We start from the raw sequence: 14,335 nt of genomic DNA on the forward strand, positions 1-14,335 counted from the left end.
GTTGTTTGTATGAATTATGACAGGAGGCAGGAATTAACCGGACGCATCGTTTTACCTGATGATCCTCAGTATAACGATGCTCGAAGGGAATTTAATACCTTCTTTAATCGATTTCCTTTGGTCATTGTATTTGCCGAAGAAATACAGGATGTAATTAATGCTATAAGATGGGCGCGAAGCAGGGAGATACCAATCCGTGTACGTTCCGGTCGGCATAATTATGAAGGCCTATCCGTAGTTGACGCAGGTGTTGTTATTGATGTTAGTGAGATGAAACGGGTAGAGCTGGATAATAGGTCTGGCATCGTTACAGTGCAAACTGGACTGCGTGACTTCGAATTGGCAGAGGTGCTAGGTAGGGATGGGCTTGTAGTACCTCCTGGTCTTTGTCCTACCACCGGTATTGGAGGATTTACCTTGGGAGGCGGACAAAGCAGTCTGTCCCGTCAATGGGGATTGGCAATTGACAGTTTAGTAGAGGTGGAAATGGTCGATGCTAACGGCTGTGTACTCTATGCCAATGCTGAACACAATTGTGATTTATTCTGGGCATTGCGGGGAGGCGGAGGCGGTAACTTTGGTGTTTGTACCTCATTCCGTTTCAAGACGCATCCTATTGATATGGTTGCTTATGCCTGGATTGAGTGGGAGCTTCAGGATTTAAAACAGGTACTTTATGTCTGGCAGCAATATACAGTACCGGGGGCTGACCGACGACTTACGCCGCTGCTATCAATTGTTTCAGGTCAGAAGCCGCTATTATTGATGCAAGGGATTTTTCTTGGATCAGAGAGGGAGCTTCGATATCTGCTTGAGCCTCTGCTGCAGTCTAGTCCACCTATAGAAAGTACGATTGAAGAGATACCCTGGCTTGAAGCAGCTGCGCTGATAGGAGCTACCCAACCTGATATACCGGAGTCTTTCAAGAGCGTCGGACCCTTTGTTGAGCAGCTGCTACCCGATAAAGCAATTGATATCATCCAGCATTTTATTACCGAAGCGCCTTCCGGTATTACCGCCACCGTCCTATTCCATGGCTTAGGTGGAGCAGTAGCTGAAATAGGAAACACGGAAACGGCATATTTTTATCGTAAAGCTTTATCAAATATGTCACCCTGGGCTACTTGGGATGCTCCTGAAGGCGCGGCACAGGGCATTCGATGGGTAGAGGATTTTCGTAAGGCTATGCTTCCATTCACTCGAGGTGTTTATGTCAATACACCTGATTTGTTGATTGAGAATTGGCCGGAGGCATACTATGGCTGTAATTTCGAAAGATTGACCCGGATAAAGGCCAAATATGACCCTAAGAATGTTTTCCACTATCCGCAAAGTATACCGCCTGCTTTCTGTGAATGAAATAATAGATTGATCTTCCCCACAAGCAGGACCTCCTGTCGTAATTACTATTCTGCGATAGGAGGTCTTTTCGTCAATGCCTTTTTCCTGGAGCTGTTCATTGTTCCGTAATTAAGCTTTCTACGTCGTAGAGCCGTGGTGCCTTTATTCCGTACTTTCTGGCATCTGTTATAATTTCCTGTACGGCATAGCCAACTTTATAGTGATTATGCGCCACAAGTGCATAGGAGATGCTTTTCGGAGAAAAAACAACGTGACTCATAAGAAATCCAACAACTTTAGGCGGAAGGCTGCTCAACACTTTTGTCATAACATCAAGCTTTGAACCCTTTGCTTTTAAAACAGGGATCATTTCTTTCAAATCCCAACCTAATCCATTGAGTGCTTCCCGTGAAGAAACTACATTTGCAAAACTGCCGGTTTTTAAGACTTCGACTTCCATTGCAGCGTTGAATGCGAAGTGATTCCAGAGCCAGCTTTTTACATCCTTTTGAACCATTATCTTGAAGTCTGTCTGGGCAAAAAGTTTACGAACCTCTAAATCCCTTTTGGTAGGCTCGGGTTCAAATGTTCCAAACTGAACCGTTTTGTAAAGTCCGCCGTAAAGAGTGTTTCCTTCAAATCCGCCGCCGGCACCTGGGAAGCCATAAACAATTTGACTGGGTGGAATTGGTTGAACGGCGGATTGAGGGTCCTGCCAGAAGTTACAGAAAAAAAGGACTGTTGCATTTCCAACTCGCGGTGCCAGGTACTTAACCGCATTTGATACCTGTTCGGGGTTGACGCTCAGAATAATGAGGTCATAGTCGTGATTGGCCTTTATCTCTTCGTGCATCACAATAGGCCATTTTTCTTTGACTGTTCTGTCTTTTTTACTTTTCCTTGCGTCCCATAATTCCAAATTTACATAGGAGCTATATTGTGCCTTCCTGCCTTCACGAACATAGAACTCAACGGTGTGGCCTGCGTTTTCGAAAGCCCAGGCGTACTGTGTACCTATTACACCGCGGCCCAAAATTAATATTTTCATAATACATCCTCCAGAATGATCATCTGTTGACTTTTCAACAGGTGTTTGATATTCTTAGCTTACTGATTTGGGGAGAGAATTTCAATAGTTACAATAGTTCAAACTGTTGATAACTCAACACATTGTGCGAATTTGTTGAATATCTGGAAGGAAACTTTATGGATAGAAGAATACAAAAAACAAGAGAGCTGATTATAAGTACCTTCATAGACCTTCTAGGTGAAAAGGGATTTGAGAAAATAACCATTAATGACATTGCAGAGCGCGCGAACATAAACAGAGGGACTGTATATCTGCATTTCGTGGATAAATTCGATTTACTGGATAAGTGTATAGAAAAATATGTTGAACTGCTGCTAAATCACTGTGCCAATAGTACGGATACCACTCTAAGTGTAAGCGCATTTCAAAGTATATTTGAATATTTAGAGAAAAATTATACAGTATATAAATTGCTTTTTGGTAAGGAAGGCTTCGGAATTTTCAGTAACCGCTTATATGCCATTATTGCGCAAACAGTAACCGAGGTTATCGGAATAAAGTCAGAAAACCATGCATTATCAAACGGTGTAACCACTCATTTTTTGGCTTCCGGTTTTATTGGAACTATCGAATGGTGGATCAATAATTCTATGCCCTGCAGTGTGCAGGAAATTACAGAGCAGCTTATGTTTTTACTGGAACCATACACCAGGCATCTTATACCACGTTAAACTAATTTGACATATTAAATAGATAAGTAAAAATGAAGGTAATAAAATAGGCATTCGTGTGTTTATGTAGGATAAATACATTAATGTCTTTTTTTTCTATTGACATATGAAACATGATGCGCTAAACTAAAATTGTTTTAAACATGTTTAATAAACACTTATAGGAGAAATACACAATGCAAGTAGATGATGTAAAGAATTCATTAATTCAAGCTACAGTACAGTTGTTGACTAAAAATAAAAATTCAAGAAAAATTACAGCTCGACAAATTGCAAATGAAGCAGGTGTAAATTTAGCCATGATAAATTATTACTTTAGTTCCAAGGATGCACTTGTAACTCTCGCTGTCAGTAAAATTTTGGAGGATCGAGCCGATGAACTGAAAGTGATCAGGAACAGTAAAATTACCCCCCAGCAGAGGCTAAAAGAGTTTTTAATTACAATGTCTGACATTACAATTGACTATGCAGAACTTACGAGGCCTACAGTTCCCTATGTATTGTTGGAGGGTGAGATAGAACTGCCATACTACATTCTTCCCATGGTAAAGGAGTGCATCGGAGATAAACGCTCTGAAACAGAGTGCAGGATTATCGCTTATCAGCTCATATCTTTTTCGCAGCTCATATTTTATCGTTCTACTGATTTTTTGAAATATACAGGAGTTGATATCAACGATAAAGAGCAGAGGGATGCGTTATTTCAAACAATTTTAAAGTTGTTATTAAATGATTAATTTCAAGGAGGTATATAACAATGAAATATTTAGGGATTATTTCCATCATTGCAATCGCCTGTACGTTACTTTGCGGTCTTTGGATGAAATTCGGACCAGGTGAAAAGGACGTTAATTTTCATGCAGTACTATCTATTGGGACTATGTTGTTATGTCTTGTTACAATTATCCTGTATATGATTAAACTGAAAGTATAGTTTCATCAGGCTTCCTCTTTCATTCGAAATGGCAAAAGAACTAATTTTAAAAAGAAATTCACTACCGCAAAGTATCAATTAGAATATCGATATATTTGGTTGTGTTAATTGCGGTAAATTTTATAATGGGGGTTGCAATTGATTTTTAATGCCCTTATACTTTGTTTCAAGGATATCCTTTAACAAATTAAAGGAGTAGAAAAATGATTACAAAGAAAACAGAATTTGAACAGCTGCACAAGTATGTAGAGGAGAGTTCAGGCAACGAGAAGAACATATGTGAGATAACCGCCATCAAAAACGGAAGGATAGTTTATGAGGACTACTGGCATGGATACCGGCGAGGGGATACACTTAATGTCATGTCAGTCACCAAGAGTGTCATGGCACTATTGACCGGTATCGCAATCGACAAAGGACTTATCAGGAGTGTTGACCAAAAAGTTCTGGAGTTCTTTCCGGACTACCTTGTGAAGCGTGGAGAGAAGACAATTTATGATATTACAATCCGCCATCTTCTCACAATGACAGCCCCGTACAAGTACAAGTCTGAACCCTGGACAAAGGTTTGTAGCAGCGATAACTGGACAAAAGCGGCTCTTGACATCCTTGGTGGGAGAAACGGCATCACGGGTGAATTCAAGTATTCAACGCTGGGGATTCAGATACTGTCCGGTGTGATAGAAAATGCCAGCGGTATGAAGGTGATTGATTTTGCCAATACCTTTCTCTTTGAACCCCTTAGTATTCCGCGTCATACGAATAAGGAAGGCAGTACAAAAGAAGAGCAGTTCAACTTTTTAATGAGCAAGGAACCGAAGGGCAATGTCTGGTATGCAGATCCGCAGATTGTGAACACTGCTGGTTGGGGACTTGCTCTGTCAGCTAACGATCTTATCGCAATAGGTCTTATGTGCCTTCAAAAAGGGATATATAATGGAAATAGGATTGTAACTGAAGAATGGATTGATGCATTTTCTACTCCATATATCGATTTGGATGACAGGTTTGGAAATATGTCATACGGTTTCCTGTGGTGGATCATAGACGCTAACAAACGAATCTATGCAGCCATAGGCGATGGAGGAAATATCATTTATATTAACGAGGCAAAAGGCGTTTGCGTCGGAATCGCAGGAACCTTCAAGCCTCGGATCTTTGACCGCGTCCAGTTTATACAAAAGAAAATCGAACCTTTGCTTTAATCGTGGTGAGACAGTATAATTCTATACGTCTTTAGTGGGGATGTTATGAATACAAAAAATTATGTTTTTGAAACAATTAGATATATAGAAGATCATTTATTTGAGGAAGTTTCATTAGACCAGCTTGCAAAATATTTTAATTATTCTAAATTTCATTATGCAAGACTAATCAAAACGGTATTGGGAGAGAACATCGGCGATTATCAAATGAAACGAAGGCTAACTATTGCTGCTATGAATTTATTAGAGGAAAGCAATGGTATATTGAATATAGCTATGATGTGTGGATATAGTTCTCAGGAGAGCTTTACCCGTATGTTCAAAGCTTATTTTGGTGTTACTCCAAAGGTTTATCGTGACAGAAAGATTCCATATCTTAATTTATACAAATATGCGCATACACAAGAAGATATCGAGATGATGATGTCGAATGGAACAGCAATAGAATACCAGATAATACATAAAGAGGCTTTTGAGATAACAGGATTATCGTATCATGGGGTTAATCAGAAACATGATGTTGCCCGGACATTTAACCAAGCTGCACAGAAACTACATTTTAATGAAATAGGTAATTATGTTGATGGAGTTTACGGATTGGATATTTGTACTTATGAAGATATGAGGAATTCTGAGTTTGATTTTATCGCTGGAATTGATAGCAGGTATATTAGATATATAGATAGGGCAGATGCTCAATTGTTGTCCAAATATTTACCGGAGAATAAGTATGCAATGTTTACATTGACACCTATGATTGAAAAGATACCAATTCAGATAAAGAAGATCTGGTTGAGCTTGCTTGATGATGATTTATATACCCCATGTGATAATTATGCATATGAGTTTTATCCCAATGGATTTATACCAAATTGTTATGAGATGGAAGCCTTTTTTTTATTCCGATAAAAGAGCAAGATAGGTCAAAAAAAATAAATTGCTGACTGTTATAATGAGGTAAATTATGACAGGAGGCTTAGAAATGATGAATATAGTAAAAAAATATCAAATAAAGATTACACCAGAAATTTCTTTTATGGATGAAGAGGTAAGAATTGAAATCGTAGGGAATCCCGAAGAATCGCTACAATTACAACTAATTACAACTGATTACTACAATATAAACGGTGATCTTCGCATTATGGATGAGGGAAGTCAATGGGAAAATGTTATAGAAATTAAGCTTGACAGTGATGGACTAAAAACCCTTGATGCTTCTGTATTCACTACTATGCATATTGTAAATGGTAACAAAAGCAAATTAGAGCAGGATCTTGCCAGAGTAAAAGAGAATAGAAAATGTCATATTGCATTTAAATTATCTAAGGGGAATACTATAGTTGCACAAAATCTACATGAACGTGTTTTTTGCGATGATACCATTGTAAGTGAAAATATAATTTCGGATCGGTTGCTTGCAAGATATTTTACAGGAAGCAATTATGATAAACGTCCGGCGGTTATTGTCGTTAGTGGCAGCGATGGGAGAATAGAAAAAGCACAGGCAATAGCACAATGCCTGGCAATGAAAGGATTCTCTACATTAGCATTGTGTTATTTTGGTATGAAACATGTTCCGGATAATTTAGATCGGATACCTATGGAATATTTAGAAAATGCAATCGTATGGTTGTCAAAACGGCAAGAAGTTGATGCTGATAGAATTGGAATCTATGGCAGGAGTAAAGGGGGAGAGATGGTGTTGCTTGGAGCAACCCTTTTTCCCCAAATAAAATATGTGGTTGCAAATACGCCATCATCATATATTCATGAGGGTATTATAGGAGGATCAAGAACTTCAGGTCATAGTTCATGGAGTTTCAAGGAAAAAGAAATGCATTTTATAAAAGTATCCAAAGGGAGTTTATTTCGATTAGTAATTGGTATGATTAAAAAAAATCCTAGGGCATTTCGTGAATTATATAAATTTGTGACATGGAAGAATACAAATGCCAATTTTCCTAATGCACGAATAAAGATCGAAAAATGCAATGCTTCTTTCTTATTAATAGCTTCAAACACGGATAGTATCTGGCCATCTGATATGTACATAGAAGAAGCATATCAAATAATGAAGGATAATAAAAAAGAAAAAAATTGCAAAAAACTTATTTATGCAGGAGCAGGGCATATGTTGACACTTCCGTATCAGCCAATTCCTAACTGTGAAGAGTATGGTGGTAGCATTGAAAAAGGAATACCAGCAACAACAGATTCTTGGAGAGAGACAGTTCAGTTTTTCAAACAGATGCAATATGATAAATAATAATCTTTTGTGATATGTTGGTTGTTATATAAGCTAAAAAGGAATTGATTGTGAATGGATAAACGCACTCAGTAGAGTTGGTATTGAGTGCGTTTATTGTACTAATGCTAACCATGCAGTAATGTTAAAATAGACATCCTGGTTTTGCTAATGCACTCAAGTTCTTCTGCCAATTTTAAATTATAGTCACCGGAAACAAATCTGAAGGCGCTTGATAAATCCAATTAACCTTGATATTATATCTATGATATATAAATAGTTATTGAATAAAGGAAAATAATAAGAATAAAGCTATTATGAAGGAGGCGCTTCATGGATTTACTGCAAATTAAATATTTTCAAACTGTGGCGCGGATGCAGCACATGACAAGAGCGGCTGGGGTATTGCAAATTGCACAGCCTGCCTTAAGTGCCATGATCGCAAAGTTAGAGGAAGATTTGGGCGTTCCTTTGTTTAATCGAACAGGGCGTAATATTGTTTTAAATGAATATGGAAAAGTATTTCTAAAACGTGCCGATAAAATATTAAAAGAGGTCGAAGAAGGAAGACAGGAAATATCTGATTTGTCCGGAAATGAAATGGGTTCTGTTTCTATTGCAACCACATCTTTGAATAAGGAATTCGGTAAATTTTTGGGCAGCTTTTCATGTCTATATCCAAAAGTTAATTTTCATATTACACAGTCAGGTGATGATCGAGAAAAGCTTTATCTATTGGAGAAAGATGAAATCGATTTTGCTTTTATCAACACCATTGATGAGAATACCAATTTCTCTACCATGAAATTGGCAGAGGAAGACATTTATTTAGCAGTCCCACCATTGCACCCTCTAGCTAGTTACCAAACAGTTTCTTTTAAGGATTTGAAGGACGAAGCCTTTATCGGATTAAAAGCGAATTATAGCCAGCAGGAATTTTGTAATGAAATATGCAAAAAGAGTGGATTTGTACCAAATGTTATCTGTGAGTGCAGTGAATATACAGCGGTTATAAACTTGGTCGAAGCTGGGCTTGGTGTGTCTTTTTTACCTTGTTCTGAAAAGGAAGAAAAGAAATTGCCTGTTGTTTTACTTAAGATTGAGGGAATTAATTTTAAGAATATTCTGCAACTTGTATGGAAAGAGCAACGTTATTTTTCAAAAGCGGCAAGAAATTTCCGTGAATATGTAATGCAATATTTCAATATTACAGGTAATTACAGCGAAAGAGCATACCAATAAATTAGTATGCTTTTTTGTTGCAAATTAATATATAAATGTTTATGTGTATATATATAATAATATATTTTTATTTATTGAAATTAGGGTTTATACTATGGATAGCAAAGATTAAAGAGTTAATTTGCTAATATAGATGGAATTTGCAGTTGTAAGCGGCAAATTTTTTTAAACATAAGTTAGTCAAGACTAACTAAAGAGAATCCAATTTTTACATCAGACTAATTTTTATGAAGAATTGCTGCCTATTGACTATACCAATCCAGTAGCCAATGGATTTAGTTGATTTTTTTGCTGCGACAGTAAAAGGTGGCTTTGGAATTGGAATATTATTCTTGCTTTTACTCAATAACTACTACTTTAAAATACAAGGAGAACAACATGAAAGGCAGAAAAGACAAAAGGGTGAGAAAGTACGATGAGGGGTCCTATGGGGTTTTGGAAAAATATTTTTTGGTTTATTTTCAATCATACGTCCCTTATTTGTGGGGGTGGATACCATCATTTTACAATATAGAAACACCAGTTTCATCAGATTTATCGAACAAAATGATTAATTAATAGAATTTCGAATGAAGGGGTGCATTATTTGATAAATAAAGCTACATAAAAACTTATTCTAAAAAGTACATTTAATATAAAACGCTTTTATCAAAGTTTATTAATACATATGGAGTAAAAATCAGGCCGAAAAAGTTATTTCGGCCTGATTTTTTAATCGTTTTTATATTTTTCCTTAATAGAGTCTAGTTCCTCCTTGCTATGAAAGGAACCTGCACGTATAACAGCGTCAATCTTATGAAGATTTTGAACACTCTCTATGGGATTTGCATCCAGAAGTACCAAATCGGCATCCTTGTTGATCTCTACAGTGCCCATATCATTCAGGCGTCCCAGAAACTCAGCTCCGTTTAAGGTCGTCATCTGAAGAACATGGAGCGGGGAGATGCCGGCCTTCTCAAGTTCATCAAATTCTTTGTGAATAGCGTCACCTTCGCTTCCATCGGTTCCAGCCATCATTTTAACGCCTTCCAGATCGTAAGTTTTGACAAGACTTAAATATAGATTATAGAGACTCTGGGCAGTAGCTGCACTGCTTCCACCAAACAAACCGGAATGCATGCGAACCATAGTTGGGCATTGCCAGGTATTATATTTGACATAGACATCGGCAAGCTCTATTGCCTTTTCTTCACTGTAAGTGTTAATAATATGTGTCAACTGTGTTTCATCTTTTGAACCTCCAGAAGTCTTAGTACCCCATTTTATGAGCTGCTCATTCAAAAAAAGTTGGATACCCCTGATCTTCATGAGTTGTACGAAGATGGGATTTTCAGTGAATTTGGTAGGAATCCCTGTTGCCTGTGCTCTTAGGGCTTTCTCATCTGTTGAGCAGGAAATTAGAGCCCCGAAGTTAATGCCAAAGTGTTCGATACTATGAAAGCCATTTTTTGAGACCTCTTTTAAGTCCATATCGGGAAGCACATGTCCTACGACCGGTATTCCGAGTTTATTCGCTTCCGTTTGAATTGCATTAAATACATCCGAAGAAACACCGCCAACTTTTATAAAATCAACACCTGCTTTTTTCTGCTGACGGACAAATTCTACGGCAACCTTGGGTGTTGGTGCATTCATAGGTGTCATGATATCGCCTGGCATTGTCAGCAATGCGGGCTCACTAGTAGAACTGGTAAAGGCACCTGATCTCCATTCTTTAAGAAGTTTACCGGAGCCGCTCATTTGTCTGAATCCAGTGACGCCATTGGCAAGTAATAGAGCCATGGATTCAGAGGTGTGCTCCTCACCTATCACATGCATATGCATATTCAAATACCCGGGAACCACATACTTTCCGGTGGCATCAATGATCTTTGTATTTTGGCCTGCTTGGATACTTCCAGCTGGAGCAATATCTTTGATTTTACCATCAGCGCACAGAAGGCTCATGTTGGAAGTTAACTTGCCAGTTTGTGTATCCACAATGGTTAAGTTATTCAGTAAAAGTTGATAGGAAGCGCTGGGTTGTTCTGGATTCTTAGCGGTATAGGGCTGTAAATAAGCCGAAGGCTGGCCGATGAACAGACTAATCCAAGCAATGGCAAGTGCCGTTATCCAGCAGAGCAGGACTCGATATCCATGCCAGAATGTCTTCCTTCTCAGGTATACAAGGGAGCCGATGCTGACTGCCAGTAACAGATAAGCAAACCAGCGTTCACCGCTGCTGATCATCAGCACTAGAACAATGCCGAATAAAAGCACTAATAACAGTATAAAACCTATAGTATTAAACAAATTTTTTCTTTCAGTTTCCTTCATGTAATATTTCACCTTTGTTTTTATTATTATTTCTTGTAGCCGATTCAGTGCTGCCCAAGAGGTAATTTCTGCCCTTAGGAATATAGCTCCTTTACACCGTCAGACCTTTTTTTAGAAGCAAAACGTCTGGCTATTTACCAGGCTTTCGGCATGATGAGATAATAAATCAGCCCCATTCTGGCTGTCTGATTGCCGTAAATTATTGCAAAAAACCAGGAGTTATGATACAAATATATCATAAAACTGAACAAAATCAATACAAGTTCAAGAAGTGGAACAGGAGCAGCAATAATGTATCGCATCGGAAATGATAAACGCAAAAAACAATCCGCAAAGCTCATTTGCCAAGGGTTAGAAGAATTGATACGAACACATAATTATGAGGATATCTCTATCACAAATATTGTAAAAGCTTCTGGAGTCGGCAGAGCTACCTTTTATCGTTTGTTTGACGATAAATCAGATGTTGTGCTGTATCAAATGGAAGAAGTCTTCACTGAATTAATCTGGCGCGTTGGTCCTTATTCCGATTCCAATGTGATTGTCAAATCTCTATTTGAACTCTGGCTTGGTCATAAAGAACTATTTCTATCTTTGATTAAAGCCAATCTATACGGAGAGTTTCAAACTCGACTTGCTTTTATAATTGGAGATAAACTAAATTTTATCCAAGAAGAAGTTGGTCTGGATAACAGAAGCTGGCAGTACTTTATACACGTGCGTGCTGCAATGCTCTTTACTGCGGTCAGGGTTGCGATTACTCAGTTTAATGAAGATAACCCGATAGAGATTACAGATACGCTAAACAGGTTATTCGGTAAACAGCCCGCAATTTTCTAAATCGTAAAACATCCAAGGCATTGTGAATGTATTTGTGTGATAAGCAGAAATGAATTATTTAGAAAGGCAACTAAATGATCAGAAAAGCAAGTAATAAAAAAAATGCAGTAATAATCCTGCATGAAATTTATGGGATAAATAGCTTTATAGAAGGAATTTGTAATGACTATAAATTGCAGGGATTTGATGTGTTTTGCCCTGACATGATACATAGAGAACGGTTTTTGTATTCAGAAGCTGCACAAGCGTATCAGTATTTCTTGAACAATAAGGGGTTTGAATATTACAAGGGAATAGAAGAATTAGTTTCAGAGCTAAAGCTTACCTATGATAAAGTATTTATTATTGGGTTTAGTGTAGGTGCCACGATTGCCTGGAGGTGTTGTGAGCAGACAAATTGTGATGGAATTATATGCTGTTATGGTTCTCGTATCCGCGAATATATGTCACTACAACCATCAAATCCAGTGCTTTTACTTTTTGCGAAGCATGATTCCTTCGAGGTAGAAATTGTCGCTGAACAGCTTGGTGGGAAACCAAATGTCGATTTACATATATTACAGGCAAGTCATGGATTTATGGATTGTTATTCTGATCGCTTTAACAAGGAACAAACGCAAATAGCAAAAATGTATATACGACACTTTCTAAATAGTTTGTTATAAAGGATATGTAATGCAAGTTCGTTACTCAATACTAACAGAAGATAATTTGATAGACTTACTTCTGTTAGTATTGATTGGGTACCGATGGAAAATCTGTTCTTAATACATTAAAGACATTATAGATATCTACAATACCATAACCCAAGTCTTTGTTCGGATACTGCTGGGTATTGCTTCTCTTTGCACCTCGAATCAAATATTTTTTAATTACTTCGGTATCCATATCCGGATAAAATCCACGAATGATACCCCATTCCAGCATTATAGCAGATATTCCGGCAACATGTGCAGCGGCGATTCCCGTACCGGAAGAATAGATAAAGCCATTACCAAGGGTTGGCGTGACTATATTTACACCGGGAGCAGCAAGCTCTGGCTTAATAATTCCATCCCGGGTATAACCTTTGCTTGCTCCAAGAAACAAAGAATCATTATCCGGATTATAAGCTGTAACGGTGATAGGTGCTGTTCCATCCCCGGGGGAAGTAATAGTCGTATAAGGGTCTGGCTGGAGAAAATAGGTGTCCTTTGAAATGAAACCATTCATGGGAAGCCAGATATTATAAGCTCCCATGGTATTTCCTTTGCTGTAAATATGGAATCTCCATATACCGGGTGTGGGATTATGAAAGCGCAGTAAAATTAATTCTGCAGAAGTACGTGATTCTATTAATTGATAATCAACATCAATTAAAGTTTTTTCAAAGAGAAAGGAGACAAGCTGGTGGGATTTGAGGCTTTTGGTTATACTTGGTATAAATTCACCGGTAGGAGATGAAATATCGATAGAATAAATATTTGGGGGATTGCCCCAAAATTCCATAGAAAAGCCAAGTTCCTGTTCTCCAATATTCAGTTCAAAAGCTTTGGGGGCGTCTGAAGGAGTAATGAAATTACTGTAGTGCCGTTTTTTATCTCCTTCATTACCGGCGGGAAGGCAGATGATAAAACCTGGTACACCACTGTATATCGATAACAAGTTACTTAATGCACCTCTTCCGTCATGTCCACCTTGGGAAGAGCCAAGGCCGATACATACGGCACAGGGGCGTTTTAGCTCTTCTGCCCTTTGTAAAATGTACTCGATACCCCACATAATATCATTTTCCTGATAACAGGGGTTATCAGGGGGAATAATATAAAAATCCTTTAAATTTTGCTTTGCCTGTTTTAATTTAACAACAATAAGGTCAGCTTCCGGGGCAACTCCATAGAAATTATTTTTTACATCCTCTGAGCCGGCCATGATTCCTGCCAGCATGGTACCATGGCCGTTTTCGTCCGTACTTGGAACCAAAGACAATGGATCATTATTTGTTAATGCCTGATCTATCTGATTTTTAGTGAATTCTGTGCCGTAGAAAAACCGTTCCGGTACGTTATTACTATCCAGGGCTTGATCCCATAAATATTGAATTTTAGAGGAACCATCCGGATGTAGAAAAATTGGATTTTTATAATCAATTCCCGTATCAATGATGCCGACCAATACGTCTTTACCAAGAAGGTTAAAGCCAGGAATCCTTCGTAGTTTCCGGACACCGGAAGCCTCCAGGCTTTCCTGGCTTGTTAGGCCATACAGGTTAGGTATGGCGGAATAACTGAATTGACTGATAAAGGTACTATTTAATTGATTGGAAGGAACATAAGCAATAGCAAATCTAGTATTTATCAAATGAGGAGTAGAATTAGGGAAAATCTCTAATAATTTTGGATTTCTATTATACTCTATAAATAAATCGGCATAATCATTACTTATAATTTTATAGTGTTCTTCCAAGGTCAT

At 38.0% G+C, this 14,335-nt stretch carries 14 protein-coding genes; 11 read left to right on the forward strand and 3 right to left on the reverse strand.

Going from position 1 to position 14,335, the window contains the following annotated elements:
• Window positions 1-9: 9 nt before the first annotated feature.
• Complete coding sequence (locus bsdcttw_RS08045) at window positions 10-1,359, forward strand: FAD-binding oxidoreductase (RefSeq protein ID WP_185258861.1); 1,350 nt, start codon at window positions 10-12, stop codon at window positions 1,357-1,359.
• A gap of 97 nt (window positions 1,360-1,456) precedes the next feature.
• Here the strand turns inward: bsdcttw_RS08045 and bsdcttw_RS08050 are convergent, their stop codons facing one another.
• Window positions 1,457-2,389 carry a ketopantoate reductase family protein gene (locus bsdcttw_RS08050; protein ID WP_185258862.1) on the reverse strand — a complete coding sequence of 311 codons (933 nt, stop codon included), beginning with the start codon at window positions 2,387-2,389 and terminating at the stop codon, window positions 1,457-1,459.
• A 158-nt stretch (window positions 2,390-2,547) separates the two neighbouring features.
• Here bsdcttw_RS08050 and bsdcttw_RS08055 point away from each other — a divergent pair, with 158 nt between their 5' ends.
• The 8 genes from bsdcttw_RS08055 to bsdcttw_RS24915 all read left to right on the forward strand — a co-directional run bounded on the left by bsdcttw_RS08055 (window position 2,548) and on the right by bsdcttw_RS24915 (window position 9,286).
• On the forward strand, window positions 2,548-3,102 hold the full coding sequence (locus bsdcttw_RS08055; RefSeq protein ID WP_185258863.1) for a TetR/AcrR family transcriptional regulator: 555 nt from the start codon (window positions 2,548-2,550) through the stop codon (window positions 3,100-3,102).
• A 176-nt stretch (window positions 3,103-3,278) separates the two neighbouring features.
• Window positions 3,279-3,839, forward strand: coding sequence for a TetR/AcrR family transcriptional regulator (locus tag bsdcttw_RS08060; protein ID WP_185258864.1), 561 nt, complete (start codon window positions 3,279-3,281; stop codon window positions 3,837-3,839).
• A 20-nt stretch (window positions 3,840-3,859) separates the two neighbouring features.
• Window positions 3,860-4,036, forward strand: coding sequence for a hypothetical protein (locus bsdcttw_RS08065; protein ID WP_185258865.1), 177 nt, complete (start codon window positions 3,860-3,862; stop codon window positions 4,034-4,036).
• Window positions 4,037-4,239: 203 nt separating this feature from the next.
• Window positions 4,240-5,241 carry a serine hydrolase domain-containing protein gene (locus bsdcttw_RS08070; protein WP_185258866.1) on the forward strand — a complete coding sequence of 334 codons (1,002 nt, stop codon included), beginning with the start codon at window positions 4,240-4,242 and terminating at the stop codon, window positions 5,239-5,241.
• 45 nt (window positions 5,242-5,286) lie between these two features.
• Window positions 5,287-6,150 carry an AraC family transcriptional regulator gene (locus tag bsdcttw_RS08075; RefSeq protein ID WP_185258867.1) on the forward strand — a complete coding sequence of 288 codons (864 nt, stop codon included), beginning with the start codon at window positions 5,287-5,289 and terminating at the stop codon, window positions 6,148-6,150.
• A 73-nt stretch (window positions 6,151-6,223) separates the two neighbouring features.
• Window positions 6,224-7,507: an acyl-CoA thioester hydrolase/BAAT C-terminal domain-containing protein gene (locus bsdcttw_RS08080; RefSeq protein WP_185258868.1), complete on the forward strand. Its 1,284-nt coding sequence runs from the start codon at window positions 6,224-6,226 to the stop codon at window positions 7,505-7,507.
• Between the two features lie 312 nt (window positions 7,508-7,819).
• Window positions 7,820-8,728, forward strand: coding sequence for a LysR family transcriptional regulator (locus bsdcttw_RS08085; RefSeq protein ID WP_185258869.1), 909 nt, complete (start codon window positions 7,820-7,822; stop codon window positions 8,726-8,728).
• A gap of 378 nt (window positions 8,729-9,106) precedes the next feature.
• Window positions 9,107-9,286, forward strand: a complete 180-nt coding sequence (locus tag bsdcttw_RS24915) for a hypothetical protein (RefSeq protein ID WP_207726516.1) — start codon at window positions 9,107-9,109, stop codon at window positions 9,284-9,286.
• A 153-nt stretch (window positions 9,287-9,439) separates the two neighbouring features.
• Here bsdcttw_RS24915 and bsdcttw_RS08095 read toward each other — a convergent pair whose 3' ends face one another.
• Window positions 9,440-11,044 (reverse strand): amidohydrolase family protein, encoded by a 1,605-nt coding sequence (locus bsdcttw_RS08095; RefSeq protein WP_185258871.1) that lies wholly within the window; start codon window positions 11,042-11,044, stop codon window positions 9,440-9,442.
• 291 nt (window positions 11,045-11,335) lie between these two features.
• Between bsdcttw_RS08095 and bsdcttw_RS08100 the strand changes: the two genes are divergently transcribed.
• Window positions 11,336-11,884, forward strand: a complete 549-nt coding sequence (locus bsdcttw_RS08100) for a TetR/AcrR family transcriptional regulator (RefSeq protein WP_185258872.1) — start codon at window positions 11,336-11,338, stop codon at window positions 11,882-11,884.
• Between the two features lie 74 nt (window positions 11,885-11,958).
• The gene (locus bsdcttw_RS08105) at window positions 11,959-12,549 is read left to right on the forward strand and encodes a dienelactone hydrolase family protein (RefSeq protein WP_185258873.1); all 591 of its coding nucleotides are present in this window, start codon (window positions 11,959-11,961) and stop codon (window positions 12,547-12,549) included.
• 64 nt (window positions 12,550-12,613) lie between these two features.
• Here bsdcttw_RS08105 and bsdcttw_RS08110 read toward each other — a convergent pair whose 3' ends face one another.
• Window positions 12,614-14,335, reverse strand: coding sequence for a S8 family peptidase (locus tag bsdcttw_RS08110; RefSeq protein ID WP_185258874.1), 1,722 nt, complete (start codon window positions 14,333-14,335; stop codon window positions 12,614-12,616).

This window comes from Anaerocolumna chitinilytica (assembly GCF_014218355.1).
GTDB lineage: Bacteria > Bacillota > Clostridia > Lachnospirales > Lachnospiraceae > Anaerocolumna > Anaerocolumna chitinilytica.

Excerpts from the sequence above, each read along its gene's own strand:
- bsdcttw_RS08045 (WP_185258861.1), top strand. The coding sequence starts at position 10 with ATGAATTATGACAGGAGGCAGGAATTAACCGGACGCATCGTTTTACCT.
- bsdcttw_RS08050 (WP_185258862.1), bottom strand. The coding sequence starts at position 2,389 with ATGAAAATATTAATTTTGGGCCGCGGTGTAATAGGTACACAGTACGCC.
- bsdcttw_RS08055 (WP_185258863.1), top strand. The coding sequence starts at position 2,548 with ATGGATAGAAGAATACAAAAAACAAGAGAGCTGATTATAAGTACCTTC.
- bsdcttw_RS08060 (WP_185258864.1), top strand. The coding sequence starts at position 3,279 with ATGCAAGTAGATGATGTAAAGAATTCATTAATTCAAGCTACAGTACAG.
- bsdcttw_RS08065 (WP_185258865.1), top strand. The coding sequence starts at position 3,860 with ATGAAATATTTAGGGATTATTTCCATCATTGCAATCGCCTGTACGTTA.
- bsdcttw_RS08070 (WP_185258866.1), top strand. The coding sequence starts at position 4,240 with ATGATTACAAAGAAAACAGAATTTGAACAGCTGCACAAGTATGTAGAG.
- bsdcttw_RS08075 (WP_185258867.1), top strand. The coding sequence starts at position 5,287 with ATGAATACAAAAAATTATGTTTTTGAAACAATTAGATATATAGAAGAT.
- bsdcttw_RS08080 (WP_185258868.1), top strand. The coding sequence starts at position 6,224 with ATGATGAATATAGTAAAAAAATATCAAATAAAGATTACACCAGAAATT.
- bsdcttw_RS08085 (WP_185258869.1), top strand. The coding sequence starts at position 7,820 with ATGGATTTACTGCAAATTAAATATTTTCAAACTGTGGCGCGGATGCAG.
- bsdcttw_RS24915 (WP_207726516.1), top strand. The coding sequence starts at position 9,107 with ATGAAAGGCAGAAAAGACAAAAGGGTGAGAAAGTACGATGAGGGGTCC.
- bsdcttw_RS08095 (WP_185258871.1), bottom strand. The coding sequence starts at position 11,044 with ATGAAGGAAACTGAAAGAAAAAATTTGTTTAATACTATAGGTTTTATA.
- bsdcttw_RS08100 (WP_185258872.1), top strand. The coding sequence starts at position 11,336 with ATGTATCGCATCGGAAATGATAAACGCAAAAAACAATCCGCAAAGCTC.
- bsdcttw_RS08105 (WP_185258873.1), top strand. The coding sequence starts at position 11,959 with ATGATCAGAAAAGCAAGTAATAAAAAAAATGCAGTAATAATCCTGCAT.
- bsdcttw_RS08110 (WP_185258874.1), bottom strand. The coding sequence starts at position 14,335 with ATGACCTTGGAAGAACACTATAAAATTATAAGTAATGATTATGCCGAT.